The sequence below is a fragment of the Flavobacterium resistens genome (assembly GCF_900182645.1).
GTDB lineage: Bacteria > Bacteroidota > Bacteroidia > Flavobacteriales > Flavobacteriaceae > Flavobacterium > Flavobacterium resistens.
Genome location: NZ_FXTA01000001.1, coordinates 1,165,802 through 1,187,915 on the forward strand (window position 1 = coordinate 1,165,802; position 22,114 = coordinate 1,187,915).

The window sequence follows — 22,114 nt, forward strand, 5'->3', positions numbered from 1 at the left end:
CTTTCTAACTTCATTTTCTAATTTTCTAATTTTCTAATTAACATTGAATTCCTGTAACAACTCCTGAAAATTGTGTAAGAAAAAACAAACCCCTGTTCTCTAATTTTGATACTGAACCTTAAATCAGCCCATTATGAGCCCAAATATTGGAATTTCAGCAGCACATTTAAAAAAGAGCACAAGCATATTAGCTACCATTTTATCAAATGAAATGACACTTTATGTAAAAACAAGAAAATTTCATTGGAACATCTCCGGAAACAGTTTTATGGAATTACATAAATTGTTTGAAGAGCAATACCGTATTCTGGAAGCAAAAATTGACGAAGTTGCAGAACGCATTAGTCAGCTTGGCGAAAAAACAATCGGAACCATGAAGGAATTTATTGAAAATTCGACTTTGAAAGAATCGCCAAAAGAATATGCTTCACAAAAACATATGCTGGAAGAACTTCTTGAAAATCATGAACAAATAGTAAATGAATTAAGAGATTATATTCCGGTTTTTGAAAACGAAACAAAAGATGCCGGCTCAGCCGATTTTGTAACTGGATTGCTTCAGGAACACGAGAAAATGGCTTGGGTACTGCGACGTTATAAGGCTTAAAATAAAAGCAGAAATGCAAATTATGCAACGATTACCGAAATTCATGTAACAATTGCCTGCTTTTAAAATCGGAACTTTACAATGTAATTAACACTAAACAGAAAGTTATGAATACTACCGAAATAAAAGGAAACTGGAATGAGTTAAAAGGAAAATTAAAACAAAAATACGCAGAACTGACAGATGATGATTTGATGTTTGCTGAAGGAAAAGAAGACGAGATGTACGGAAAACTACAGCAAAAACTGGGTAAAACCAAAGAAGAATTTCATCAGATGCTTTCAGATTTGTAACCTATAACTCAAATCAGGAAATACCGTCTACTACTTGTACTAGACGGTATTTTTTTGAAAAATTTATTTATTTTGATCTGTTTCAGGATTTCTAACAAAGATTAAACATTAACCCCAAAAATAAATTAAGTATCTTTAACCAAATTTTTATAAAATGAAACTATTTATAAAGTTCGACATTAATACCATTTGTTCTCTTTATCTTAAACACAACCTTGACCAGCAGAATATTAATTTTACAAGTTTGGGTTTTGGTGAGATTGAGATTGCTGACAACCTTGATGCTGATGCACTCGAAACTTTAAAAAATAATTTAAGTCCGTGCGGTTTTGAGATTGTCGAAAATCAAAAAAGTGTTTTGGTTCAAAAAATAAAAGATGCCATAATTGAACTGGTTTTTATGGAAGACAGCAATAATTATAAAAGTTCTGTTTTTTTAGCCGAAAAATTGAATCACAGCTACGGTTATTTATCCAATGTTTTTTCGGAAGTAACTTATTCTTCTATCGAAAATTTCATCATTTTACAAAAAATTGAAAGAGCAAAACAATTGATTATCATTAATGAAATGAGCCTGACTGAAATTGCTTTTTTACTCAACTATTCAAGTGTTGCGCATTTAAGTACACAGTTTAAAAATACAACCGGAATTACGCCATCGGCATTTCAGAGAATAATCAAGAAACGTAGAGAAAATTTAAAATAAAAACTCAAATACCATACTAAAATGCAAAAAAACGCATTATATATTTTATTGGCTGATGATGATGAAGATGATCGTTTATTTTTTAAAGACGCATTTGAAGAAATTAAAATTCAGACCAATGTAGATTTTGTTCATGACGGAATGCAGTTAATGGATCATTTGAACGATCCTGAAAACAAACTTCCAGACATTTTGTTTCTGGATTTGAACATGCCAAAGAAAACAGGAAAAGAATGTTTGATTGAAATCAAAAAAACAGAACGCCTTAAAAATATTATCATTGCGATCTACTCTACTTCGTCATCTGAAGAGGATATTGAAGATACGTTTATTCAGGGCGCCAATATTTACATCAAAAAGCCAAGTGATTTTAATACACTCAAAAAAATAATTAATGAAGTCGTGACTGTAAATTGGCATTACCATACCTCTGGGTTGAACCGTGATAATTTCCTGCTCCGACTAAAATAGAATAAGATTGCCAAATGAAGTGGATACCAAATTTTAATTCTTCAAACTCTTTGAGAGTTATTTTTGTAATCGCAGTTTTCATCCTGTTGTTTCTTTCTTCAATCGCTTACAAACATAACCAGGACTTGAATGAATCAAGTAAACTGGTTATGCATACTTATGAAATAAACATTCAGTTAGAGCGATTAATGTCGGCAATTAAAGATGCAGAGACGGGCCAGCGTGGTTATATTATAACGCGAAATGGCCGCTTTTTAGCTCCGTATCTTTATTCGCGTGATAAAGTAAATGCTTCTTTTATTACACTAAAAAAACTGACTGCTGACAATCCTATTCAACAGCGAAATCTCGAAAACTTATTCAAACTTATTATTCAGCGATTTGTCTCCTTTGAGAATTGCCTCAAATACAGCGATCCTAAAACATACGATAAAAGAAAACTTGACAATTATATGTTTGGAGGCCGAATTTTGATGGAAAACATTCGGTTTCAAGTCGATAAAATGAATGATATTGAGAAAAAATATCTGGAAAACCGACTTAAGATTTACGATCAGGAAATTTCATTAAGCCCGATTTTTTCAATTTCCCTTTTTTTAACAGCACTTACTTTTATTTTATTAGCTTACAGACAAATCAGTCGTGATTTTGAGCGCTTGAAAGTCTTTAATAAAAAACTTTTAATTTCAAGCGGTTTGATGGCCGAATCTGAAATTATTGGAAAATTCAGTACCTGGCAATGGGATTTGGATTCAAATAAAATCGATTATTCCGATAATCAGTTCCGAATTTTAGGCGTTGAACCTAATTCTTTTGTTCCTGAAAAGGAAACATTTCTTGATTTTGTACATCCAGACGACAAAGATGCCGTTGCTGCATCAATGCAAGGAATTATAGAAAAAAAGAATCTGCCATTTATTTACTATAAAATTGCTCGTCCAGATCACGAAATCAGGCATTTTAAATCGACTGGAAAATTATTAACCGATCAACAGGGAAGCAAAATTTTGTTGGGAATTAATTTTGATATTACAGATGAACATCTTTTAAATATTGAACTTCAGGAACGAAACCGTGAATTGGAAAAAAGCAATAAAGAACTGGCTTCTTTCAATCACGTTGCTAGTCACGATTTGCAGGAACCACTCCGAAAAATACAGACTTTTATTTCCCGAGTTTCTGATGCTGACAAAGCTGTTATGTCGGACAGTGCGCGCGAATATCTTTCTAAAATTGAAAGTTCGGCAAAAAGAATGCGTGTCTTAATTGATGATTTATTGCTTTTTTCGAGAACGAATACGACTAAAAAAGAGTTTATAAAATCGAATTTAAATGAACTTTTAGAAAATGCCGAATCGGAATTAACTGAAATTATTCATGAGAAAAAAGCAGTTATTACGGCTACGAAACTTCCAAAATTAGACGTGATTCCGTATCAGATCGAACAGCTTTTCATCAACTTGATTGGAAATTCATTAAAATACAGCCAGCCGGGCCGAATTCCTGAAATTATTGTTGAAAGCGAAAAAGTACTTTCAGCCGCTTATCCTGATTTATTGGAACAAACAACCAAAAAATTTCATAAAATCACTTTTTCAGACAACGGAATGGGGTTTGATCCTCAGTTTAAAGAAACCATTTTTGTTCTTTTCCAGCGTCTGCATTCAAAAACGGATTATCCCGGAACCGGAATTGGATTGGCAATCTGCAAAAAGATTGTCGAAAATCATAAAGGACATATTCTGGCAGATAGTATTCCAGGAAAAGGTTCTGTTTTCACTGTGTTTCTTCCGGATTAAAAACATACAAATTCTTACAAAGGGCGTTTTCAGCAAATCAATTATTTGAAGCTGAAAACGCTCTTTTTTTTATTATCAAATCTTCTTAAAACCTTTATATAAGCCGATTATGGGAATTATATAACGTTTCTTTTTTATGCTGTAAAGTAAAATAAGCTATTCGTTAGCAACTTTGTAATGTAATACTTTATGAAGTAAAAATGAAAGCAATGCCCTTAATAAAAGTAGCTATTTTAAAAGTCTTTTTCTTATTGATTATTTTATCTTTTTCAGCATGCGGAAAGAAAGAACGTCAAAAAGCAAATTTCTTTAAAAATGAAACTTTTAGCCAAAACAACAAACTGCAAATCGATAAGGATCAAATTGAAACTTCGTTTTTTATTGCAGCGGCAAATGTGAGTAATGTTCTTATTTCAAAAAGTCAATTTGCACAAAAACATTCAGAAAATCCGATACAGGATTTAAGCAAAAAAATTGAAGAACATCAAAATCAATTGTTGCAGCAAATAGCAGAAATGGCCAATAAAAAACTTGTTGTCATTACGGATATAAATGTGACGCATAAAAGAGATTTATATGAATTGATTGATACTGATGAAAATACTTTTAACCAAACGTATCTAAATTCAATTTCAGAGTCTTTGACCGAACAGATTAAACTGTTTGAAAAAATTTCGACCGAAACGGATGATGAAACGATTTTAAAATTAGTACTTCAATATTTGCCAGACCAGTATCAGCTTTTAAGAGAAACCGAAAGATTAAAAACAGAATTTATTTAAACGCCTTAAAATCTATTATTAACTAAATTTTTTACTATGAAAATGCACACTAATTTTTTATGCGCCTTAGCCTTATTTTTCTCTGCTTCGTTTGGAATGCTTCAAGCTCAAAACGATGAAAATGTAACTACCGAGTTTGGTGTTAAAGGAGGATTCAACATGTCAAATTTATATAACAATAATGCTGACGACGAAAATATTTTATACGGTTTCAATGCCGGTGTTTATGCAACATTGCCTATTTCAGATTTTATTGCAATTCAACCTGAAATCTTGTTCACTACAAAAGGTGCCGAATTAGAATACAACAATGCTTTTGTAAGCGGAACCGGAAAATTTAAACTGAATTATATTGAAGTTCCTTTGTTAGTGCGAGTGAATGTTACCAAAAATTTTAATATTCATGCCGGTGGATATGCATCGTATCTGGTAAGTTCTAAAGTTTCTGGTGATGGCGATTTCAATTTTGATGAAGAAATTAACGCTGATGATTTAAACCGATTTGATGCTGGTTTATCAGCCGGTGTTGGAGTAGATTTTAGCCCAATCAGTATTGGTTTACGATACAATTACGGATTAACAACAATTGGAAAAGAAAGAACTGTTGCCGGAACAACTTATACAGTTCCAGATGCAAAAAATAGCAATTTGTCTTTATACCTGTCGTATAAACTAAATTAGAAAAAATAATTTTAATTAACCTCTAAATATAAAAACCATGTCAAATTTATTATATACAATCGCAGTAATATTAGTTATTCTTTGGGCTCTTGGTTTCTTTGTTTACAGCTTCGGAAGCATTATTCACATCTTATTAGTGATTGCCATTATTGCTGTATTGCTTAGACTAATCAAAGGCAGGGAAATTTAAAAACAAATCATATTAACAATTATATATTAATCATTAAAATCAAATATTATGAAAGCAAGTAACACCATTTTAGGAATTGTTGGAGCTGCAGCTGCAGGAGCATTATTAGGAGTTTTATTCGCACCAGATAAAGGTTCAGAAACTCGCAAAAAAATCAAAGATAAATCGAAAGATTACGGAGATAATTTAAAATCAAAATTTGACGGAATTGTAGACACAATCAAATCAAACGGTAAAGAAATTGTAGATGAAGGAAAAGCCAAATTTAACCAGGTTAAAGATGACTACAATTCAATTAAAGACGAGGCAAAAACTGTAAAATCGAACTACTAGTATTTAGTACAAAGTGAGATTTTTAAACCATAAATACCTTATATCATGGAACCAAATGCAACAACAAACGAGAATTTAAATCTTTATGAAAAAGCGGAAAACTATACTAAAACGAGTTTGGAATTACTGAAACTCAAAACAGTATGTTCAGTCGCCGATGTGGTTTCAACCTTAACATCAAAGATCGCAGTTGGCGTTGTTGTTGCATTTTTTACCTTGTTTCTTAATATCGGGATTAGTTTATGGGTTGGGAAAGAACTTGGAGAGTATTATTACGGCTTTTTTATCATGGCACTTTTCTATTTGATTGTTGCCATTGTGATTCACAAAACGCATCACAAATTGATAAAAACCCCGATTGGAAATACTATTATTTCAAGTATTTTAAAAGAAAAACAAAACTGATTTAAAACTATTAATAACTAAAAAAGACTGTTATGGAGCCTATTTACACTATTGATGAATTAAATCAGAGAATAAAGTTTTTAGAAAATCGTCAGGATGCCGAGTGGTGTTCCATTAAAGATGAAATCGACGATATCAAAGAAAACCTAAAACCTATAAACCTGATCCGGAATACGGTTGAAGAAATCAACGAAACAGTTGGTTTTAAAAGTCATATTGCACAATCAGCCATCAGTATCGGAATTGGCTATTTGGCAAAACGATTTATTGTCGGAAAAGGCGATTCAATGTTTAAAGGAATTTTAGGATCAATCGTGCAGCTGGTCGTAACCAATTTGGTTTCAAAACCACATCACGAATCAGATGAAACTTCACAAGAAGCCTCATCACAACACGAACCATCTAAAGAGTAATTTGTCTAACTTAAATTTTATATCATGGAAAAGTTAAGCCATATCGTAATAAAAAATGGAGTTTACATGTACTCTAATCTATATAAATGTTTTGAATACACAAGAGTATTTCTAGGTATCTAACTTGTTTATACGTTTCTTCACAACAAACGGTTAAATGGTTAATACATACTATATTTTTAAGGTTCTGAGGGGCTAAGATTCTAAGGGACTAAGGTTTTGTCAAAGCTAACGCTTTTTCTTAACCAAAAAGTGGCTGTTTCACAATGTGAAAACAGCCACTTTTTATTTTAAAAAAACTTAGAACCTTAGTACCTCAGCACCTTAGACCCTTTAGTTGTAATTTTGATAAATCGGTAATTTCAAGCCAACATATAAATTACATGCTTTAGATGTATTCGAAAACAAATTCGAAATCAACGAGCCTGAACCAACAAACAATGGACCAGCTCTAAAACCAGTTCCAACTTGTGTACCGCTGTATTCCATGTACGTTACCGGAACGTAAAAACTGAATATTCTGGTTTCATATCGTGGCGTAAATGTAACCGAATTTGCGATTGCTGTTCCGTTTACTGTTTTGGCATCAACTAAACTAAAATCAGTGCTTAAATTCAGGTAGAATTTATTGTCGATATTCCAGTCAAAATTCGTGTGAACTGCTGTTGGCAAATTTGCTTTTACACCTGTTTTTGATGAAACTTTTGTGTAATGCGTATCAAAGAATTCGAAAATATTTTCTGCATTATCAATATCAGCCTGCGATACTCTTCCTGCAAGATTATAAGTGTTTTCGACAATATTTTTATAATTGATTTTTCCGATATCCGTTACCGAAGCTGCGACTTTAAATTTATATCGGTTTCCAATACAAGTATGGCAATTTGTGCGGTATTCATATGTAAATCCCAAATCAAGTCCCACGCCAGCCGAAGCACCGCTAAACTTAGGATCATTTCCGTTTTGATAATCATAACTTGCAGCCGTTTTTAAAGTTCCTGTTGACAAATATTGGCTTTGCTCTGGGTTGGCATTGTTTTTATTGAAAGCTACGCTTAAATCATTTCCGTTGATATAGCCGTTAACGCCAGCCATTAAATATTTAACCGTCAAACCACCTTTAATAAAATGATCATCATGATCCATTAAAACTGTTCCGTAACTGGCACCAATTTCTGCCCAGGAATTACTCACGCCATTTGGATTTCCACCCTGAATCAGGAAACTATTTGACACATCAAGATCTTTGCTTACCTCATCAATCAATTTTCCATTTACATCAACAAGACTTGTAATGCTTCGTACGCGAGTATAAAGCGCAATACTATGAACCGGGGTAATATTCAGCGTAAACGACGGTCCCATAATATCGACGTTCAAATTTCCGCGGTTGTTTGTTTTGATGTTTTTGCTGGCATCTTTCTGGATATCATAATTTCCGTCTAAAACTTCAGCAAAATTAAATCCGTACAAATCATTTTGTCCCGTGGCACTTGCCGAGAAAATCGTAACATCCGATCTGTATTTTGAATCCACAATAGCTGACGGATTAAACAACACGCCCTGAATTCCGGCATAATTATCATCTCTGAATCCAAAATACGATTGCGATCGCGCATAAAAAAAGCTTCCAAAGAAGCAAAATAAAAGTAAAGTTCTCTTCATAGATTATTTTTAAACTGGTTGATTTGGTTTTGTTCTTCTTTGAAAAAAGCAGACAAATATTAACAAAAAAATGGCAAAAAAAAACTTGCCAATCTTGACGATTGGCAAGTTTTTTTTTGAGATTCTAAGACGCTAAGTTTCTAAGTGGCTAAGTTTTAACAGAAAATAATATTAATCCTACTACACTAAAACACATTGTAGTAATTGCCTTGATTTAAAATAAAAAGTTAAGAAAATTCTCTAAAGACTTATTAACAATTTAATCTCATAAATTTAACAACTTATCGAAGAAAAAATTCAAAAAATCAAAAATCTAGGAAGGTTCTTGCAATTTTTCTAAAGATGCTAAGGTGCTAAGATTCTAAGTTACTAAGTTTCCTCTTGTCGTCATTTTTAAGCATAAAAAAGCCGAACAAAAGTTCGGCTTAAATATATATGCTCAAAAGGGAAAAACTTAGGCCCTTAGCATCTTAGTATCTTAGAACCTAAGAAGTTTACGTTAGTAAACTTCTGAAGCTTCTTTCAATTTCTCCATATTGTTTACCAATTGAAGCTCGGCAACGATTTTCTGAATATCACCGTTCATGATGTTTCCTAAATCATAAAGTGTCAAACCAACTCTATGATCCGTAACACGACCTTGCGCATAATTGTACGTACGAATCTTAGCCGAACGGTCACCAGAGCTTACTTGAGAACTACGTTTTGTAGCATCTTCCTCTTGTTTTTTCGCTAATTCCATTTCGTACAAACGAGAACGCAATACGATTAATGCTTTATCTTTATTTTTATGCTGTGATTTCTGATCCTGACATTGCGCCACCAAACCTGTTGGAATGTGCGTTAAACGTACCGCCGATTTCGTAGTATTTACCGATTGTCCTCCAGGTCCTGACGAACAGAAGAAATCTACACGAACATCATTCATATCAATTTGAACATCAAACTCTTCTGCTTCTGGTAAAACCATAACAGTAGCCGCTGATGTATGCACACGACCTTGCGTCTCCGTTTGTGGAACACGTTGTACACGGTGAACACCCGCTTCAAACTTCAAAGTTCCGTAAACATCCTCTCCAGAAACTTCAAAAATAACCTCTTTGAAACCTCCCGAAGTACCTTCGTTCATATCCACCACAGATGTTCTCCATCCTTGTGACTCACAGTATTTAGTATACATTCTGAATAAATCCCCTGCAAAAATACTTGCTTCGTCCCCACCCGTTCCGGCACGGATTTCCACCATAACATTTTTAGCATCTTCAGGATCTTTAGGAATCAACATAAATTTGATTTCCTCCTCTAGTTGAGGCAAGCGTTCTTTTGCTTCGTCAAGTTGCATTTTGGCCATTTCAACCATATCTGCATCGCTACCGTCTGCAATAATTTCGTTTGCTTCGTCAATATTTGCTAAAACAAGAATGTATTCTTCTCTCTTTTCAACCAGTGCTTTTATGCTTTTATATTCCTGGTTAAGCTGCACATAACGCTTTTGATCAGCAATAACATCCGGCTGAATAATCAAATCCGAAATCTCATCAAAACGCTGCTTTACATATTGAAGTCTATCTAACATTTTCTAATTCCTTTTATTTGGACGGCAAAATTACGAAATTTTTGTGGATTATTCTAGTGGTTATTTTTTGGGAAATTTTGGAATATTTTCTTCATGAAATCAGGGGTTTTTACGTGGTCGTGAATTTAAATTAAAGACGATGTTTGCTTTGAAATTAGATTAGTGAAACAAAATAATAAAAAAAGCAATCTGATTTACGGTTACGTTAAGATTAATAAAATACAATTTTTTTGATTGTAAAATTAAAATTTTTAAAATAATTTAAATTTTAAATATGTGGATAGCACAAAAAAATGGATGGCATAGTTCTCATACAGACTTATCAAAATATTTTATAGAAAGAGTAAAGCAAAAAGTTGATTTTGAAGAGATTATTTCAAATAGACATAGAACATCAAATGGTTATACATTAATCGAGGAAATTTGTGAAGTAAGTCAATTAGCTTTAAAGCGCATTAAATCAATTCACAGATTACTTAGTCTTTTAAATGAATCTAAATCACAAAATATAAAAGCTAGTATTATAAATGATTTTATTTTAAACAAATATCATAGTGATATTGTATTTTACTATAAAAATATAAACCATAATAAAATTAAGGAGAATGCAAAAGAATTAACTGATCTTTATAATAAATCAAGGATTAATTCTAAAAGACTTGAAAGTGAATACTTAAATAATATCATCTCTGAAATAAAATTAATTGATTTTCAATCGACGAATTTTGAAAGGTATGCAAAAAAAATTGATCTAATAATTGACTCTTTAATTCCTTATCTTATTTTTAAAGGATATTCAACAACAAGTATTAGTGATATTTCATTTAGATTTATTGATAAAGCCAATGGTAATAAATCTGCTTTTAGGATCGTAAGTAAATTTAAAAGTCAACTTTCAAATTATACATTTTTAATTAAAACAAAAGAAAATAGTATTGAGATTCAAACTATATCTGATTATTTAAATAAAAAATCTGTCGATTTTAAAATCGTAAAATATACAGATATCAAAACAAATTATTTATTTCCTCATTCTAAAACTGATATTTTTATTAAAATTAAACGTTCAACGATTGATCCTCATAATTATTTAAGAAATCTCTATGAGATTTGTTTAAAAAGATATGTCATTTCAAGAGATCGAATGGATTTAACTCCTCTAAATGATTTTTTTGAACGCGTATTTTGGAAGTTTTCTGATGCAACAAATCATAATTTTCAAAAGTCGAATTTCAATATTGATCCATTAAATGTTAATAAAAGAAAAAGTTCTTTATTAGAAACATTACAATCATTAAGCAAATCATTTGATTATGAATTTAATGACAAAACAGACATTCCAAATATTGACGATATTTCTGATAGTTTATATTATTATAATTTAGCATTAGGATCAAAATCAATTGAAAACTCATTATCCTTGTTATGGACATCATTAGAAACTTTACTACCATATAGAATGCAGGATAATGATATAATGAACGTTCAACATTTTGTATCAAAATCATTAAGCATTGGAACAATTGGGAGAGAAATCACTTCATTTGCATTAAGATACTCTAATTGTAATTGGGTAAATGGTAAATGTTTTGATCCCATTGGAATTCACACAAACTATACTAATTATACATCCGATGGTTTAAAAGTCTATTTATACTGGCTTTGTACAATATTTAATGCAAGTAATGATCCTTTTAATCTGATGAAGGAGAATTCTAATTTACTGTGCAACGATTTTTGCAATTTAAATGATAAATATACAGGAAAAAATAATGTAAAGGTTCAATATTGGATTGATAAAATCAACGCATCGGAAGAGTTAATAAAATTTCAATTAGATAGAATTTATTTACATCGAAACCAAATTGTACATTCAGGTAAATTTATAAATGAATACTCAAATCTTTGGAATCACTTAGAATGGTATATTGGTAAACTTCTTTCTTATTGTGTTTTTAAATACATTAAATGTGAAAACAAAGAAGAATTCAGTAAAGTTGAAATATTTTATGAATTGGAAGCATATTGCGATAATCTAAAAAACCAACTTAAGGTAAACGCAAATAAAAAAATAAATGAAATTGAACATCTATATGATGAAATACTCAAACACTCTTGGCAATTCATATAGTATCGATAGCCACTGCTATCAGCGCTAGAGAAATTAATTTCAAAAGAAAGTTTTAGTATTTCCGCAAGGTTTTAGGTTCTAAAGGAATTATATTTGGGCTATAATAATTTTAATCTTAAACTAATATTTAAGATATAAAAACAATGGAACATGGAAATATCTGAGATAAAGGAAAAATTTGTAAGCGTATGTGGAAACTATTCCCGGCTTGGAAAAAATTTAGAAGAAGCAGTATTATCTTTTCTTGAAGAAGAAAAAATTCCATTTCTTAATATTTATCACAGAGTTAAAGAATTTAATTCCTTTGATGAAAAAATTAAGAGAAAACACTACAAGAATCCTTTTGATGAAATTGAAGATATTTGTGGATTAAGGATTATATGCTATTATGCGTCTGATATTATTAAAATTGAAAATATAATTGACCGAGAATTCCATGTTTTAGAATCAGAAGACAAATCAAATTCATTAGGCCTAAAAGAATTTGCATATAGATCAGTACACAAAATTGTAAAGATTAAAAATAACTGGACTGCTACACCCAACTATAGAGGTCTTGAAGACTTAAAAGTAGAAATTCAAATAAGGACAATTCTTATGCATGCTTGGGCAGAAGTAGAACATAAATTAAATTATAAAAATGATGATCAGGTTCCTGTTAATTTTCAGAGAAAGTTATTTCGTCTTAGTGCAAAATTTGAAGAAGCTGATGAACAATTTGAAGAATTAAGAAATGGAATTTCTGATTATAGGAAAACAATTGTTGCCAATGCAAAAATTGAAAACAAATTTGATATTAATCAAGATTTTAATCTAGATAGTTTATTAGCTTTTTTAAATTTCCATTTTCCTGATATTCCCAAAATTGAGCCTCAACGACTTGATAATTCATTTGAGCAATTAAAAAAGCATAAAATAAACTTTAAAGAATTAGAACAAATTATTGATAAATTTAATCCTTATTTTAACGAAATTTCTCAGGATTTAAAAGAAAGTGGCTACGCCAGCAATATAATTGAAATGCCTACAGAATTGATTGCATTTGCCACACACGTTTTAAAAAGACGGAAATATGATGATACAATGTTAACGTGGAAAAATGTAGTAGAAAAATGGATAAAAAAAATCGATAAATTATAAATTTCCTAACTAACCCCCAGCTCTCCGAAGTGTTCTTTTATAAAATTCGATAATGCTGTGCGAAGTCCCTCATGCTCTGCGAAGTATTCTTATAAATTTCAATGATTGCTGTACGAAGCCCGCTTCGTTATATTTTAATTAAACAATTATTTTTCTAAAAAATAAATAATAACACAAGAAGTCAACCACAAAATTTATATGTTAGAAAGCCAAAAAGAATTCATTTTTAAGAACAAACATTTAATTGATAATAAGGAATTGCTTAATTATTATTTAGCTCGAACAAAATCAATTAAAAATTCCTTTAAAAATCTTAACCGCAATACTAAAGATTGCAAAAAATATATTGAGCAAATTGTTGAAGCAACAACTAATATGTTAGCACAAAAAAATGAAGAGTTTAAACAAAATACTGGAAAGAACTTAAACAAAAAAATGGTAGAGAGTCAAAATTTAATTGATAATGTTGATGAAACTGTGGCTATTTTGAAACCTTTATATGCAGATATCAAAAATTTAAAGAAACAACTTTGGCATCTTAATCGAAGTGTTTTTTACTACAAAATAAAAAATATAGTTATTAATATTATTTTCATTTTGCTACTAACCTTCATATTTAATTTCTTAATAGATATTTTTCAATCTTTCGCGGAAAATAGTTTCGGAATAAAACATTTTATTTTGCTAGTATTTGCTTTCGGCCTTCAAACCTTTTTTATCGATCCACTAGTTATAAATAAATTAAGGCAAAAATTAAATTGGGCTTTAATAACTGAAATCGAAGAAAAATTGCCGGAAATTGAAAGTAAATTAATTATAAAAAAAAACAATTTTAATTCACAAGTCACAAAATATGAACAACTTTATAAATTTAAAATCGATTAATTCCAATAACCCAGCCCCAGCTCTACGAAATATTCTTTTATAAAATGCGACAATCGCTGTGCGAAGTCTCCCTACTTCGTACCCACTCCAATTATCCACAAAGAAAAATAAAACTATTCCAGACGGAATATAGCAACGGGTGCGAAGTCTCTCGATTTCGCACAGCATAGGATTATTCCATTAAAAGTATAATGATTAGAAGAAAAACTATTAAGATTATTAATAGTTTTTTGCTTTTTCGTTCCCAAAGTAGCTTTTTTCTTTTGGCTTCGATTTCAACTAATTTATCTGCATTTTTAAAATCAATATGATTTTTTCTAATTGTCATTTTAATTAAAAATAATAAGTAGAGATTATTCCTTGTAATAAAGTTTACGCACATCATCTAACAATTCCATTTCTTCTTCTGGCAATAACTGCAAGGCAATTTCAAGCAAAGTCATTACATTGACATTATTACCTTTTGTAAAACTAGACAAACTTTGAGCGTCAGGATTAAGCAAAATAATACTTGCTTTTAGCAAATCTGAAACCATTAAATTTAATTCGTTATACGAAGATACTTTTAGCGGTATTGTATACGAGTTGACTTCTTTTGCCACTGGTTTTAGCGTAGTGAAATATTTTCCTTTATTTATAATTTCTAATAATTCTTCGGCTCTTACTTTATTTTGCATCTCTATTTTATATAAGATTTATTTTACAATTTTAAACAAATATATAAAAAATCAGTCACATACAACCCCTTTCTTACATTCACTTAAAAACAATCGATTACTTGTAATTTCATTTCTATGAAAAGAGAAAGAAAAAGTGAAATTCCAGAAGTTGTAAAAGAACTAGGAATCAAGATTAAAGATATAATTGAAGAAAAGAAATTCAAGCGACGAGAGGTTGCTCATGATGCAGAAATGGATGTTGAAAGTCTAAGAAAATATATAAAAGGCTCGCAAGAAATGAAAGTAAGCACTTTATTTAAAATTGCGCAAGCCTTAAAAATTCATCCAAGCGAATTAATTAAGGATTTGTAATATTTCGTTAGTTTCAGATTATTTTTTACGGTTTCCCGTAAGGAAATTGATTTTAAAGAGGTTATGTTTGAAAAAATTACCACCAACCTCAAAAAAACCAAATAACTAAAACCTCTGAAATGCATAAGATTTGGAAATTAAAAAACTTAAAATCCAACGATAAGGTAATCGTAATAAAAGACAATATTATTTACAAAGGAAATCTACAAGAAAATGAACTGAATCGCATCAATTCAGAAACTCATGACTTTACATTTTTAAAAGATTTATTTAGTATTCCGTACGCTTACATCAAGCAAATTGAAAATCAGGACGAAAAAAACTATATCAAAATATTCTTCGGAAGGGATTCTGAAGAAATAATTTATATCGATAATGAAAACATTAAAAATGAAGTTTTTGAATTTATAAAACTCAACAATCCACATTTTAAATATAGTGCCGAAACGCCCGATTCTATAAGCTATGCAAAAGCACAGTTTTTTGCATTATTATCCATTTCGGTTATTTTTATCTGGTCATTATATTTAGCCTTACAAATTGAAAGTGGCGTACGATATGAACTCGTTGGCGGCGGAAATCCAGGAATTACAGGAATTGTGCTTGCAATTGCAAATTTAGGCTCAATCAAAATTATAACAGGATATATAATTCTATTGTCTATTGGTATATTCGCCCTGTTAAGAAGGTTAAAATCAAGAAGTGAAATTAGACTTCTCAAAAGATAAATAGGCTTTTTAGAGTACGTTGCATAGAGTATTTCATATTGATATTATAAAATTAGCAATTAAATGAACCTAAAAAACCATCCTTTTTTCAAAAAATATAAATATGTCAAAATTATATTATTAGTTCATTTCATATTTTCGCTTATTGTTTGTGTTTCAATGCTTGTGCATGGCATTAAAGACAAGGATATTTTAGGAACTTTTGAAAAAGCTTTTGATAATCATAAAGCTTTTAACAATCCTGAAAAATACCTCAAAAAAGAGTTGTTTGTGATCGATACTGTTTTTATTGACATAGAAACATCTTCTAGTCAGGGAAAATCTACTTCTAGAGATATTACAGTAATTAGAGGCAATCTATTACATTCTACAAAGAAAAAAGAATTACGATTTACAGGAATGAATCTTAACTTCTTTCATGACACTAATATTGTAAACGAAAATATAAAACCCATTAAAGTGTGGCGAAATACAATTAATGATGAAGTTTTTTTAGGAAACGAAAGAGAATTTGAAAGAGCCAAAACTAATGCTGTTTCGCATATATATTTTTATTTTTCTATCATTCCGCTTTTTATTATTCTGCTAATTTTAAAAAAGAAAACATAAAAATAATCTGCTAAACCAAGAGTAACTTATAAAAACACGCCCCAAATGAAATATTTAAGCTTAACCCTTTTGATTTTTCTAATTTCTTGTGCAAAGAAAAATGAATCCGAAAATTTAAATAAAGGAGTTGCAACTTTAAAAGCCGAAACTCAATTAAAATTAACAGACAAATCTGTAAAATTTTTATGGAGAGAAGATGAATATGACAAGGAACTACAGGACACGGTCAATTCAATTTTTATAAATCAGGAATATTCAAAAAACATTTCTGAACCTGAAAAAGCGGCACTTGGATTTGTTGCCAGCTTTATTGGAAGTGAGTGCGATTGGGATGGAGCACCAAATGTAAAATATGATAATTTAAGTTGTAAAATTAATACAGCGCTTAATCTCGGTCATCAATGTTCAGATGAGCATTTAGGTTTTTTAAGAAAGTGGTTTAAAAATGACAAAAAAGCGTTAGAACGTTTAAAAGATTGCTCTGCAGTTCCCTATACAGCAAGTGTTCAGTCAACATTTGATTACATAGATGTTACAACTAAAGGCGATACTATTAAAATATCCTTTGCAGCAAATGGCGTAAATATGCGCACTGAACAATCTTGGAGCTATAAAGAAGAAGATACATTTGTTTTCAAGAAAGATAATTTAGTTTTTGTAAAATCTAAAGAATCAGAAAATGAAAGACAATCATTTGAAATAGATGATCAAATAGAGGAATAAAAATAAAAGATGCAAAACCCGGTAGCGGATTGCAAGAAGTGATTTAAAGTATTAAAAATGGAGTACCTAAATAATTCAATTTACGGAAACGAATCCTTATCCAAAATTATCGATAACCTAAGAGATTGGAATTTCGAAACTCTGGATGGAATAGGCTTTTGCAGAAAGCATGATAAATATTCTTTTATTGAATTAAAAGTATATCATCTTAGCCATTATCCTGAAAAAGATAAGATAGAAAATCACTACTCCTATTACTCCTATTTAGATTGGAAAGTCGATACAAATCAATTTCCATTGGACTATTATGAATATGGGAAAGAAGAACTTATAAAATACGCTGAATTCATAACAAATTGGTTTTCTTCCATAAAAGGGGAAAAAATAAATTTAGTATTTGAAATTAATTTTGCTGGATATGCCCCTGCAGATACTTGGGGACGTGGTGCTGCAGGTCAGGCACTTTTAAATGCCATAGTAAGTTGTTTTGATAAAGATTTATACAAAATTGGAATGGAAAGAAAAGAAAGAGATCATCCTTTAGAAAATGGAATTTATCAAAGTGTTTATAGTCCTCGTAGGATTTAAAATTTAACAATGTGATTATATAATCTTTGCAGAGCTACTTGCGAAGATTTCTCCTTGCGTCGAAATAACAAAACTAAGTGGATAAACTGTTATACCAGCACCAACCGGGGTATTTGCACAACAAAAATCAATAATATGGAACTCAATTACAATTCCAACAAAGGTTTTACTCCGATTGAGCCTGACATCTATGATAAACTAAATTGGGACTATGATTTAATTGTTTTGTGTTTAGAATATATTCGAACTGAAATTCATACTATTTTAGAAATTGAAGGTGATAAAATAGACGTTTTTTTAATTTCATTTTCAAACTTTTTGGGGCAAAATTATCCCGCAATCGGAATTCGAAACAAATCAGACGAAAAAGAATCTTCAAATTTAGATTTTTTTGAACTTGACGAAAAAATCGAAAGATGGATCTTAAATATTGGCATTGAAAACTTAATACAGAAAGCACAAAATATTTCATGTGTTAATTGGAAAACTTTACAAGACTTAAAAAGATTTCCGCAATAATAAAAAACATCCGCTAGCGCAGATTCTAATAAAACACTGCCCTTCGTGCACTCAATTTAAACGAAATAAAAAACAAAACAAACACTAAATCAACATCTTAAAAATTAATTTATATATTTGATAGTCACCAAAATCATTAATTTTTTTTTCTAACAAAACCACTAATGAAAGAACTTATTAAAATTGGTCGTATCTTTTTTGGTATCGGCGTTATTGCTTTAGGGATTCATCAACTTATTATCAAAGATTTTCGTTCAGAAATTTTAGCTCCATTTCCCGCTTGGGCGCATCAAAATAGCATCTTCCCTATTCTTGTTGGAATCGTTTTGATAGTTGCCGGAATTATCATTTCAGGAGTATTTAAAATCAAATTTATTGACACCAAAAAAGTATGTCTTTATTTGGGTTTTGGTTTTCTTGCTTCGGTTATCGCTTCTCATTTACCGTATGTGATAATGCTTAGCGCAGATAAAACTCCAGATTTTCAGGTTTGGATAAATCTTCTCGAAGCCTTAACTTATAGTGGTGGAGCATTTGTAATGGCTGGCTCATTTACAGAAAACATTTCTGCCGGAAATAAAAAGAATTTTACCTCATTATTAGAAAAACTTATTCCGTGTGGACGCGTTTTTTATTCCATTTTAATGATTGTATTTGGATTGAGTCATTTCTTTTTTGCTGGGTTTATCGCTACACTCGTACCAAAATGGTTACCAGCGCCAATGTTTTGGACTTATTTTTTTGGCGCTGCGCTTGTCATTGCTGGAATATCCATTATTTTCAAAATACTAATAAAACCAATTGGCCTTCTTTTAGCCTTTATGCTTTTACTGTTTTTTCTATTCTTTCATATTCCTGATGCCATTGCAAACCCATCAGCCAGTGGCGGAAACGAAATTATTCGTGCGCTTATATGCTTGCTTTTCTGTGGTATTGCATTAGTAATCGCATTAACAAATGATTGCAAAAGAAAGCTTTAGTTAAAAATAACACACATGTTTTATGAAGAAAGAGAAAAACTGGCTCAAAATAATTGTAGAGAATTTGCTTGATTTTGTTTTAAACTGGAAATAGCAATGCGGATTTGCAATTCTTAATACATAATACAAATCATCAAATACAAAAGCTACAAAAAGATAATGTGGCTTTTTTTTATATTTACAAGAAACAAATCAAAATATATGACACTTATTGCAATTTTCTTTCCATTTGCTTCTTTCTTTTTGAGAGGAAGAATATTAACTTCTATTATTTGTCTGATCTTGCAAATCACTTTAATTGGCTGGATTCCTGCAGCGATTTGGGCTGTTATTTCTTTGCAAAATTCAAGAGCTGATAAACGCAATGAAAAATTAATTAAAGCGATGAAATCCAGATCTTAAAACAAATATGTAATAACCGATAATTTTTTTGAAACCTATTATAAAAAGCAATTAATATGGATTGGACCGATAATCAGACATTATTAGAATATTCAAAACGTACACCATGCAAAGAGATATTTCAAGCGGTGTGTGATGAACTTGGCAAATATTACCAGGCAAAAGGCTTTAAATATTCTCGGTCTCAAAAAAAAATAACACTTGAAAAAGACGACATAAAACTGGAAATTGCATTTTGGTCAACCAAGAGCAATACGCCAGGCAAATCGGTTTCATTTGAAATATTACCCAGTTTTTATTCTAAACAGTTGGCTAAAACAAGTAACATAAACGGAATTCTATTTGGACATACGGGGCTTTTTTATCATAAATATACTGACAACCCAAAACAAATACTGGTAAAGCAAATATTTGGAGATGAATTGGAACGCATTGATGAATACAGTAATGAATCAAATATAATTGAAAACCACTACTGCAACATTTATGGAATTGACAAAGAAAAGTTTGACGCTATCGTAAAATTTATTGATGACAAAATTGTTCCCTGGATTTCTAAGCTTGCAACCAACGAAGGAATTTTGGAATTAATAACAAATGCATGCCCCACAAGAATTTCGTCGTTAAACGGCAAAGGCACTAATTCTGACTTTGTAAAGTACGTTCAACTCAATTTTCCAGATATTGATATCGAAAAAAAACTTGGTTTATAATAAACTCCGCAACAAAGGAAAAAGTTCCTTCTAAAAACAAAAAGTCAGTCCCAAAAGTTTTCGGGACTGCTCAATATCAAATATTTCTTTTTAGTTCGATAAGTAAAGATTCTCTTTAGTAATTTTCAAAGCATTTTCAGGTGCTGTATACCAAGCTACAAATTGATCCATTTTGTCTTTGTTAGCTGTGTGCCATTCACTAAATTCATCCTGCGCGCCCATCTGAAAAAGATATTCGTTGTACGTATCAAGCAAACCTGCGTCGAATAAGGTTTTTTGATATTCTAAAACCACATTTGGGTATTGTTTGAAATCATCTTTAAAATAGTTTTTAATAAATGCCGTTCTGATTTCTGAAAGCGATTTTAAAGTTATTTCTTTCTGTCCGAGTACACTCAACGAAAGATTTTTTCCATAAATAGCACAAAACGGAAGTTTCAAATTTTTAACATCGCCGCTTCCATCAATTAAAATGTCGCATAAATCAATTTTCATTTCGTTGTCTTTAAATTGAATACTGTTTTTATACGTGTTGTAGAGTAATTCGCTTATTTTTTGAGTTCGTTTGGTTGTTCTTTCCAAATTCACGAAAATTTCACCATACATTAAACCTGCAAGTTTGTTACGTGAGTTTAAATATAATAAAGTCGCTCTGTAATAGTTTGAAGGATACATCGGATCCACTTCCATTCCTTTTTGGTAACTCAAAACAGCTTCCACATAGTTATCTTGCGATTCATAAACAACGCCTTTTTCAAGATACAATCTTCCGGCATTTGGAAATTTTACTAATCCTTCCTCATAAGTTGCAATGGCTTTTTTAGGATTTTTGACATAATCGTAATTGTTTCCTAGCAACTGATAAAAATCGGCTTCGATTCCAGCATAATTTTTGATTTTTTCTAATTGATCAATCGCTTTTTGATATTCTTCTTTATGTGTATACGCCAATGCAATTTCGTACGGATAAGCATAATCTTTAGGATCTGTTTTTTCGCATTCTTTTAAGATTGCAATACTTTCATCGTATTTTCCTTCGTCTATTAATTTGGCTGCTTTATAAATGTCCTGACATTTAAATTCTCTTTTTTGAGCTTGGATTGTTACAATAAAACATAGTACAGTAAATAGAATTAGGCTGTTTTTCATAAGATTAGATTGTTTTTGGTTAAATCAAATATAAGCATCCTGTGTTTCCTATTTTTACGGAAAAGCGTAATTGTATAAATATTTGGTTCTAAGTTTGACACAATACAAATTATCAAAACAAAAGCTATAAATAATCCTACAGCTTTTTTATATTTACATAGAGAACGCCTTTCGATAATTCCAAAAAACAGTAAAATTCAAATTGAATGAAAAACTTCCTTCTATATTCCGCAACATTATTTCTATTCAGCTTTAGCACTAATTTGTTTGCACAAACACAGCTTGAAATGAATGAGACGGCTATGAATAATTTTAAAAAAGCAGATGATAAACTCAATCAGGTTTATAAAAATCTCGTGAAAAAATTAGATGAAAAAGAAAAAAGTTTATTGATTACAGCCCAGAAAAACTGGATTAAATTTAGAGATTCAAAATGTGATTTTGAAAAACAGCAATATGATGGCGGAAGTATTCAGCCCTTAATTTATTACACATGTCTCACCGAATCTACGGAAGATCGAATAAAAGATTTAAAAAGAAACTTAGCCGATCGCAACAGATAATAAAATCAATTTTATCATAGAAAACAGCTAAA

28 protein-coding genes are annotated in these 22,114 nt (G+C 30.7%); 24 read left to right on the top strand and 4 right to left on the bottom strand.

What is annotated here, in order from left to right:
* Positions 1-133 precede the first annotated feature (133 nt).
* The 11 genes from FN795_RS05040 (at position 134) to FN795_RS05090 (ending at position 6,680) form a co-directional block, all read left to right on the top strand.
* The gene (locus FN795_RS05040) at positions 134-607 is read left to right on the top strand and encodes a Dps family protein (protein ID WP_142449650.1); all 474 of its coding nucleotides are present in this window, start codon (positions 134-136) and stop codon (positions 605-607) included.
* Positions 608-714: 107 nt separating this feature from the next.
* Positions 715-900 (top strand): CsbD family protein, encoded by a 186-nt coding sequence (locus FN795_RS05045; RefSeq protein ID WP_035648981.1) that lies wholly within the window; start codon positions 715-717, stop codon positions 898-900.
* A 154-nt stretch (positions 901-1,054) separates the two neighbouring features.
* Positions 1,055-1,606: a helix-turn-helix domain-containing protein gene (locus FN795_RS05050; protein WP_035648983.1), complete on the top strand. Its 552-nt coding sequence runs from the start codon at positions 1,055-1,057 to the stop codon at positions 1,604-1,606.
* Positions 1,607-1,627: 21 nt separating this feature from the next.
* Positions 1,628-2,077 carry a response regulator gene (locus tag FN795_RS05055; protein ID WP_035648984.1) on the top strand — a complete coding sequence of 150 codons (450 nt, stop codon included), beginning with the start codon at positions 1,628-1,630 and terminating at the stop codon, positions 2,075-2,077.
* Positions 2,078-2,091: 14 nt separating this feature from the next.
* Positions 2,092-3,876, top strand: coding sequence for a sensor histidine kinase (locus FN795_RS05060; protein WP_142449651.1), 1,785 nt, complete (start codon positions 2,092-2,094; stop codon positions 3,874-3,876).
* A gap of 200 nt (positions 3,877-4,076) precedes the next feature.
* On the top strand, positions 4,077-4,658 hold the full coding sequence (locus tag FN795_RS05065) for a DUF4142 domain-containing protein (RefSeq protein WP_142449652.1): 582 nt from the start codon (positions 4,077-4,079) through the stop codon (positions 4,656-4,658).
* 36 nt (positions 4,659-4,694) lie between these two features.
* Entirely contained in the window at positions 4,695-5,339 is a 645-nt protein-coding gene (locus tag FN795_RS05070; protein WP_142449653.1) for a porin family protein, read from the top strand.
* Between the two features lie 37 nt (positions 5,340-5,376).
* Positions 5,377-5,529 carry a lmo0937 family membrane protein gene (locus FN795_RS05075; protein WP_109192514.1) on the top strand — a complete coding sequence of 51 codons (153 nt, stop codon included), beginning with the start codon at positions 5,377-5,379 and terminating at the stop codon, positions 5,527-5,529.
* 48 nt (positions 5,530-5,577) lie between these two features.
* Entirely contained in the window at positions 5,578-5,862 is a 285-nt protein-coding gene (locus FN795_RS05080; protein ID WP_142449654.1) for a YtxH domain-containing protein, read from the top strand.
* Positions 5,863-5,907: 45 nt separating this feature from the next.
* Positions 5,908-6,267 carry a hypothetical protein gene (locus tag FN795_RS05085; protein ID WP_142449655.1) on the top strand — a complete coding sequence of 120 codons (360 nt, stop codon included), beginning with the start codon at positions 5,908-5,910 and terminating at the stop codon, positions 6,265-6,267.
* 32 nt (positions 6,268-6,299) lie between these two features.
* Positions 6,300-6,680 carry a hypothetical protein gene (locus tag FN795_RS05090; RefSeq protein WP_142449656.1) on the top strand — a complete coding sequence of 127 codons (381 nt, stop codon included), beginning with the start codon at positions 6,300-6,302 and terminating at the stop codon, positions 6,678-6,680.
* Positions 6,681-7,013: 333 nt separating this feature from the next.
* Here the strand turns inward: FN795_RS05090 and FN795_RS05095 are convergent, their stop codons facing one another.
* The gene (locus tag FN795_RS05095; protein ID WP_142449657.1) at positions 7,014-8,345 is read right to left on the bottom strand and encodes a DUF5723 family protein; all 1,332 of its coding nucleotides are present in this window, start codon (positions 8,343-8,345) and stop codon (positions 7,014-7,016) included.
* Between the two features lie 499 nt (positions 8,346-8,844).
* Entirely contained in the window at positions 8,845-9,921 is a 1,077-nt protein-coding gene (prfA, locus tag FN795_RS05100) for a peptide chain release factor 1 (protein ID WP_035648994.1), read from the bottom strand.
* 274 nt (positions 9,922-10,195) lie between these two features.
* Here prfA and FN795_RS05105 point away from each other — a divergent pair, with 274 nt between their 5' ends.
* The 3 genes from FN795_RS05105 to FN795_RS05115 all read left to right on the top strand — a co-directional run bounded on the left by FN795_RS05105 (position 10,196) and on the right by FN795_RS05115 (position 14,077).
* Entirely contained in the window at positions 10,196-12,052 is a 1,857-nt protein-coding gene (locus FN795_RS05105; protein ID WP_142449658.1) for a hypothetical protein, read from the top strand.
* A 150-nt stretch (positions 12,053-12,202) separates the two neighbouring features.
* Entirely contained in the window at positions 12,203-13,192 is a 990-nt protein-coding gene (locus FN795_RS05110; RefSeq protein ID WP_142449659.1) for a GTP pyrophosphokinase, read from the top strand.
* Between the two features lie 198 nt (positions 13,193-13,390).
* Positions 13,391-14,077 carry a hypothetical protein gene (locus FN795_RS05115; protein ID WP_142449660.1) on the top strand — a complete coding sequence of 229 codons (687 nt, stop codon included), beginning with the start codon at positions 13,391-13,393 and terminating at the stop codon, positions 14,075-14,077.
* Between the two features lie 353 nt (positions 14,078-14,430).
* Here FN795_RS05115 and FN795_RS05120 read toward each other — a convergent pair whose 3' ends face one another.
* The gene (locus tag FN795_RS05120) at positions 14,431-14,754 is read right to left on the bottom strand and encodes a hypothetical protein (RefSeq protein ID WP_142449661.1); all 324 of its coding nucleotides are present in this window, start codon (positions 14,752-14,754) and stop codon (positions 14,431-14,433) included.
* A 117-nt stretch (positions 14,755-14,871) separates the two neighbouring features.
* Here FN795_RS05120 and FN795_RS05125 point away from each other — a divergent pair, with 117 nt between their 5' ends.
* The 9 genes from FN795_RS05125 to FN795_RS05165 all read left to right on the top strand — a co-directional run bounded on the left by FN795_RS05125 (position 14,872) and on the right by FN795_RS05165 (position 20,370).
* Entirely contained in the window at positions 14,872-15,108 is a 237-nt protein-coding gene (locus FN795_RS05125; RefSeq protein WP_142449662.1) for a helix-turn-helix domain-containing protein, read from the top strand.
* A 119-nt stretch (positions 15,109-15,227) separates the two neighbouring features.
* Positions 15,228-15,836, top strand: a complete 609-nt coding sequence (locus FN795_RS05130; RefSeq protein ID WP_142449663.1) for a hypothetical protein — start codon at positions 15,228-15,230, stop codon at positions 15,834-15,836.
* A 63-nt stretch (positions 15,837-15,899) separates the two neighbouring features.
* Positions 15,900-16,445, top strand: coding sequence for a hypothetical protein (locus FN795_RS05135; RefSeq protein ID WP_142449664.1), 546 nt, complete (start codon positions 15,900-15,902; stop codon positions 16,443-16,445).
* A 45-nt stretch (positions 16,446-16,490) separates the two neighbouring features.
* On the top strand, positions 16,491-17,168 hold the full coding sequence (locus tag FN795_RS05140; protein WP_142449665.1) for a hypothetical protein: 678 nt from the start codon (positions 16,491-16,493) through the stop codon (positions 17,166-17,168).
* 57 nt (positions 17,169-17,225) lie between these two features.
* Positions 17,226-17,756 carry a hypothetical protein gene (locus FN795_RS05145; RefSeq protein ID WP_142449666.1) on the top strand — a complete coding sequence of 177 codons (531 nt, stop codon included), beginning with the start codon at positions 17,226-17,228 and terminating at the stop codon, positions 17,754-17,756.
* Between the two features lie 135 nt (positions 17,757-17,891).
* A complete protein-coding gene (locus FN795_RS05150; protein WP_142449667.1) occupies positions 17,892-18,275 on the top strand; it encodes a hypothetical protein in 384 nt (127 codons plus the stop codon).
* Positions 18,276-18,439: 164 nt separating this feature from the next.
* A complete protein-coding gene (locus tag FN795_RS05155) occupies positions 18,440-19,255 on the top strand; it encodes a DoxX family membrane protein (RefSeq protein WP_142449668.1) in 816 nt (271 codons plus the stop codon).
* Between the two features lie 201 nt (positions 19,256-19,456).
* Positions 19,457-19,657: a YqaE/Pmp3 family membrane protein gene (locus tag FN795_RS05160; protein ID WP_035649009.1), complete on the top strand. Its 201-nt coding sequence runs from the start codon at positions 19,457-19,459 to the stop codon at positions 19,655-19,657.
* 56 nt (positions 19,658-19,713) lie between these two features.
* Positions 19,714-20,370 carry a hypothetical protein gene (locus FN795_RS05165; RefSeq protein WP_142449669.1) on the top strand — a complete coding sequence of 219 codons (657 nt, stop codon included), beginning with the start codon at positions 19,714-19,716 and terminating at the stop codon, positions 20,368-20,370.
* A 90-nt stretch (positions 20,371-20,460) separates the two neighbouring features.
* On the opposite strand, the gene FN795_RS05170 is transcribed toward FN795_RS05165, so the two are convergent.
* Positions 20,461-21,519, bottom strand: coding sequence for a tetratricopeptide repeat protein (locus FN795_RS05170; RefSeq protein ID WP_142449670.1), 1,059 nt, complete (start codon positions 21,517-21,519; stop codon positions 20,461-20,463).
* A 206-nt stretch (positions 21,520-21,725) separates the two neighbouring features.
* Between FN795_RS05170 and FN795_RS05175 the strand changes: the two genes are divergently transcribed.
* The gene (locus tag FN795_RS05175; RefSeq protein ID WP_142449671.1) at positions 21,726-22,082 is read left to right on the top strand and encodes a lysozyme inhibitor LprI family protein; all 357 of its coding nucleotides are present in this window, start codon (positions 21,726-21,728) and stop codon (positions 22,080-22,082) included.
* The last annotated feature ends 32 nt before the right edge of the window (positions 22,083-22,114 follow it).

What these genes read in the sequence shown, in the direction of transcription:
- FN795_RS05040 (WP_142449650.1), top strand. Translation starts at nt 134, where the DNA reads ATGAGCCCAAATATTGGAATTTCAGCAGCACATTTAAAAAAGAGCACA.
- FN795_RS05045 (WP_035648981.1), top strand. Translation starts at nt 715, where the DNA reads ATGAATACTACCGAAATAAAAGGAAACTGGAATGAGTTAAAAGGAAAA.
- FN795_RS05050 (WP_035648983.1), top strand. Translation starts at nt 1,055, where the DNA reads ATGAAACTATTTATAAAGTTCGACATTAATACCATTTGTTCTCTTTAT.
- FN795_RS05055 (WP_035648984.1), top strand. Translation starts at nt 1,628, where the DNA reads ATGCAAAAAAACGCATTATATATTTTATTGGCTGATGATGATGAAGAT.
- FN795_RS05060 (WP_142449651.1), top strand. Translation starts at nt 2,092, where the DNA reads ATGAAGTGGATACCAAATTTTAATTCTTCAAACTCTTTGAGAGTTATT.
- FN795_RS05065 (WP_142449652.1), top strand. Translation starts at nt 4,077, where the DNA reads ATGAAAGCAATGCCCTTAATAAAAGTAGCTATTTTAAAAGTCTTTTTC.
- FN795_RS05070 (WP_142449653.1), top strand. Translation starts at nt 4,695, where the DNA reads ATGAAAATGCACACTAATTTTTTATGCGCCTTAGCCTTATTTTTCTCT.
- FN795_RS05075 (WP_109192514.1), top strand. Translation starts at nt 5,377, where the DNA reads ATGTCAAATTTATTATATACAATCGCAGTAATATTAGTTATTCTTTGG.
- FN795_RS05080 (WP_142449654.1), top strand. Translation starts at nt 5,578, where the DNA reads ATGAAAGCAAGTAACACCATTTTAGGAATTGTTGGAGCTGCAGCTGCA.
- FN795_RS05085 (WP_142449655.1), top strand. Translation starts at nt 5,908, where the DNA reads ATGGAACCAAATGCAACAACAAACGAGAATTTAAATCTTTATGAAAAA.
- FN795_RS05090 (WP_142449656.1), top strand. Translation starts at nt 6,300, where the DNA reads ATGGAGCCTATTTACACTATTGATGAATTAAATCAGAGAATAAAGTTT.
- FN795_RS05095 (WP_142449657.1), bottom strand. Translation starts at nt 8,345, where the DNA reads ATGAAGAGAACTTTACTTTTATTTTGCTTCTTTGGAAGCTTTTTTTAT.
- prfA (WP_035648994.1), bottom strand. Translation starts at nt 9,921, where the DNA reads ATGTTAGATAGACTTCAATATGTAAAGCAGCGTTTTGATGAGATTTCG.
- FN795_RS05105 (WP_142449658.1), top strand. Translation starts at nt 10,196, where the DNA reads ATGTGGATAGCACAAAAAAATGGATGGCATAGTTCTCATACAGACTTA.
- FN795_RS05110 (WP_142449659.1), top strand. Translation starts at nt 12,203, where the DNA reads ATGGAAATATCTGAGATAAAGGAAAAATTTGTAAGCGTATGTGGAAAC.
- FN795_RS05115 (WP_142449660.1), top strand. Translation starts at nt 13,391, where the DNA reads ATGTTAGAAAGCCAAAAAGAATTCATTTTTAAGAACAAACATTTAATT.
- FN795_RS05120 (WP_142449661.1), bottom strand. Translation starts at nt 14,754, where the DNA reads ATGCAAAATAAAGTAAGAGCCGAAGAATTATTAGAAATTATAAATAAA.
- FN795_RS05125 (WP_142449662.1), top strand. Translation starts at nt 14,872, where the DNA reads ATGAAAAGAGAAAGAAAAAGTGAAATTCCAGAAGTTGTAAAAGAACTA.
- FN795_RS05130 (WP_142449663.1), top strand. Translation starts at nt 15,228, where the DNA reads ATGCATAAGATTTGGAAATTAAAAAACTTAAAATCCAACGATAAGGTA.
- FN795_RS05135 (WP_142449664.1), top strand. Translation starts at nt 15,900, where the DNA reads ATGAACCTAAAAAACCATCCTTTTTTCAAAAAATATAAATATGTCAAA.
- FN795_RS05140 (WP_142449665.1), top strand. Translation starts at nt 16,491, where the DNA reads ATGAAATATTTAAGCTTAACCCTTTTGATTTTTCTAATTTCTTGTGCA.
- FN795_RS05145 (WP_142449666.1), top strand. Translation starts at nt 17,226, where the DNA reads ATGGAGTACCTAAATAATTCAATTTACGGAAACGAATCCTTATCCAAA.
- FN795_RS05150 (WP_142449667.1), top strand. Translation starts at nt 17,892, where the DNA reads ATGGAACTCAATTACAATTCCAACAAAGGTTTTACTCCGATTGAGCCT.
- FN795_RS05155 (WP_142449668.1), top strand. Translation starts at nt 18,440, where the DNA reads ATGAAAGAACTTATTAAAATTGGTCGTATCTTTTTTGGTATCGGCGTT.
- FN795_RS05160 (WP_035649009.1), top strand. Translation starts at nt 19,457, where the DNA reads ATGACACTTATTGCAATTTTCTTTCCATTTGCTTCTTTCTTTTTGAGA.
- FN795_RS05165 (WP_142449669.1), top strand. Translation starts at nt 19,714, where the DNA reads ATGGATTGGACCGATAATCAGACATTATTAGAATATTCAAAACGTACA.
- FN795_RS05170 (WP_142449670.1), bottom strand. Translation starts at nt 21,519, where the DNA reads ATGAAAAACAGCCTAATTCTATTTACTGTACTATGTTTTATTGTAACA.
- FN795_RS05175 (WP_142449671.1), top strand. Translation starts at nt 21,726, where the DNA reads ATGAAAAACTTCCTTCTATATTCCGCAACATTATTTCTATTCAGCTTT.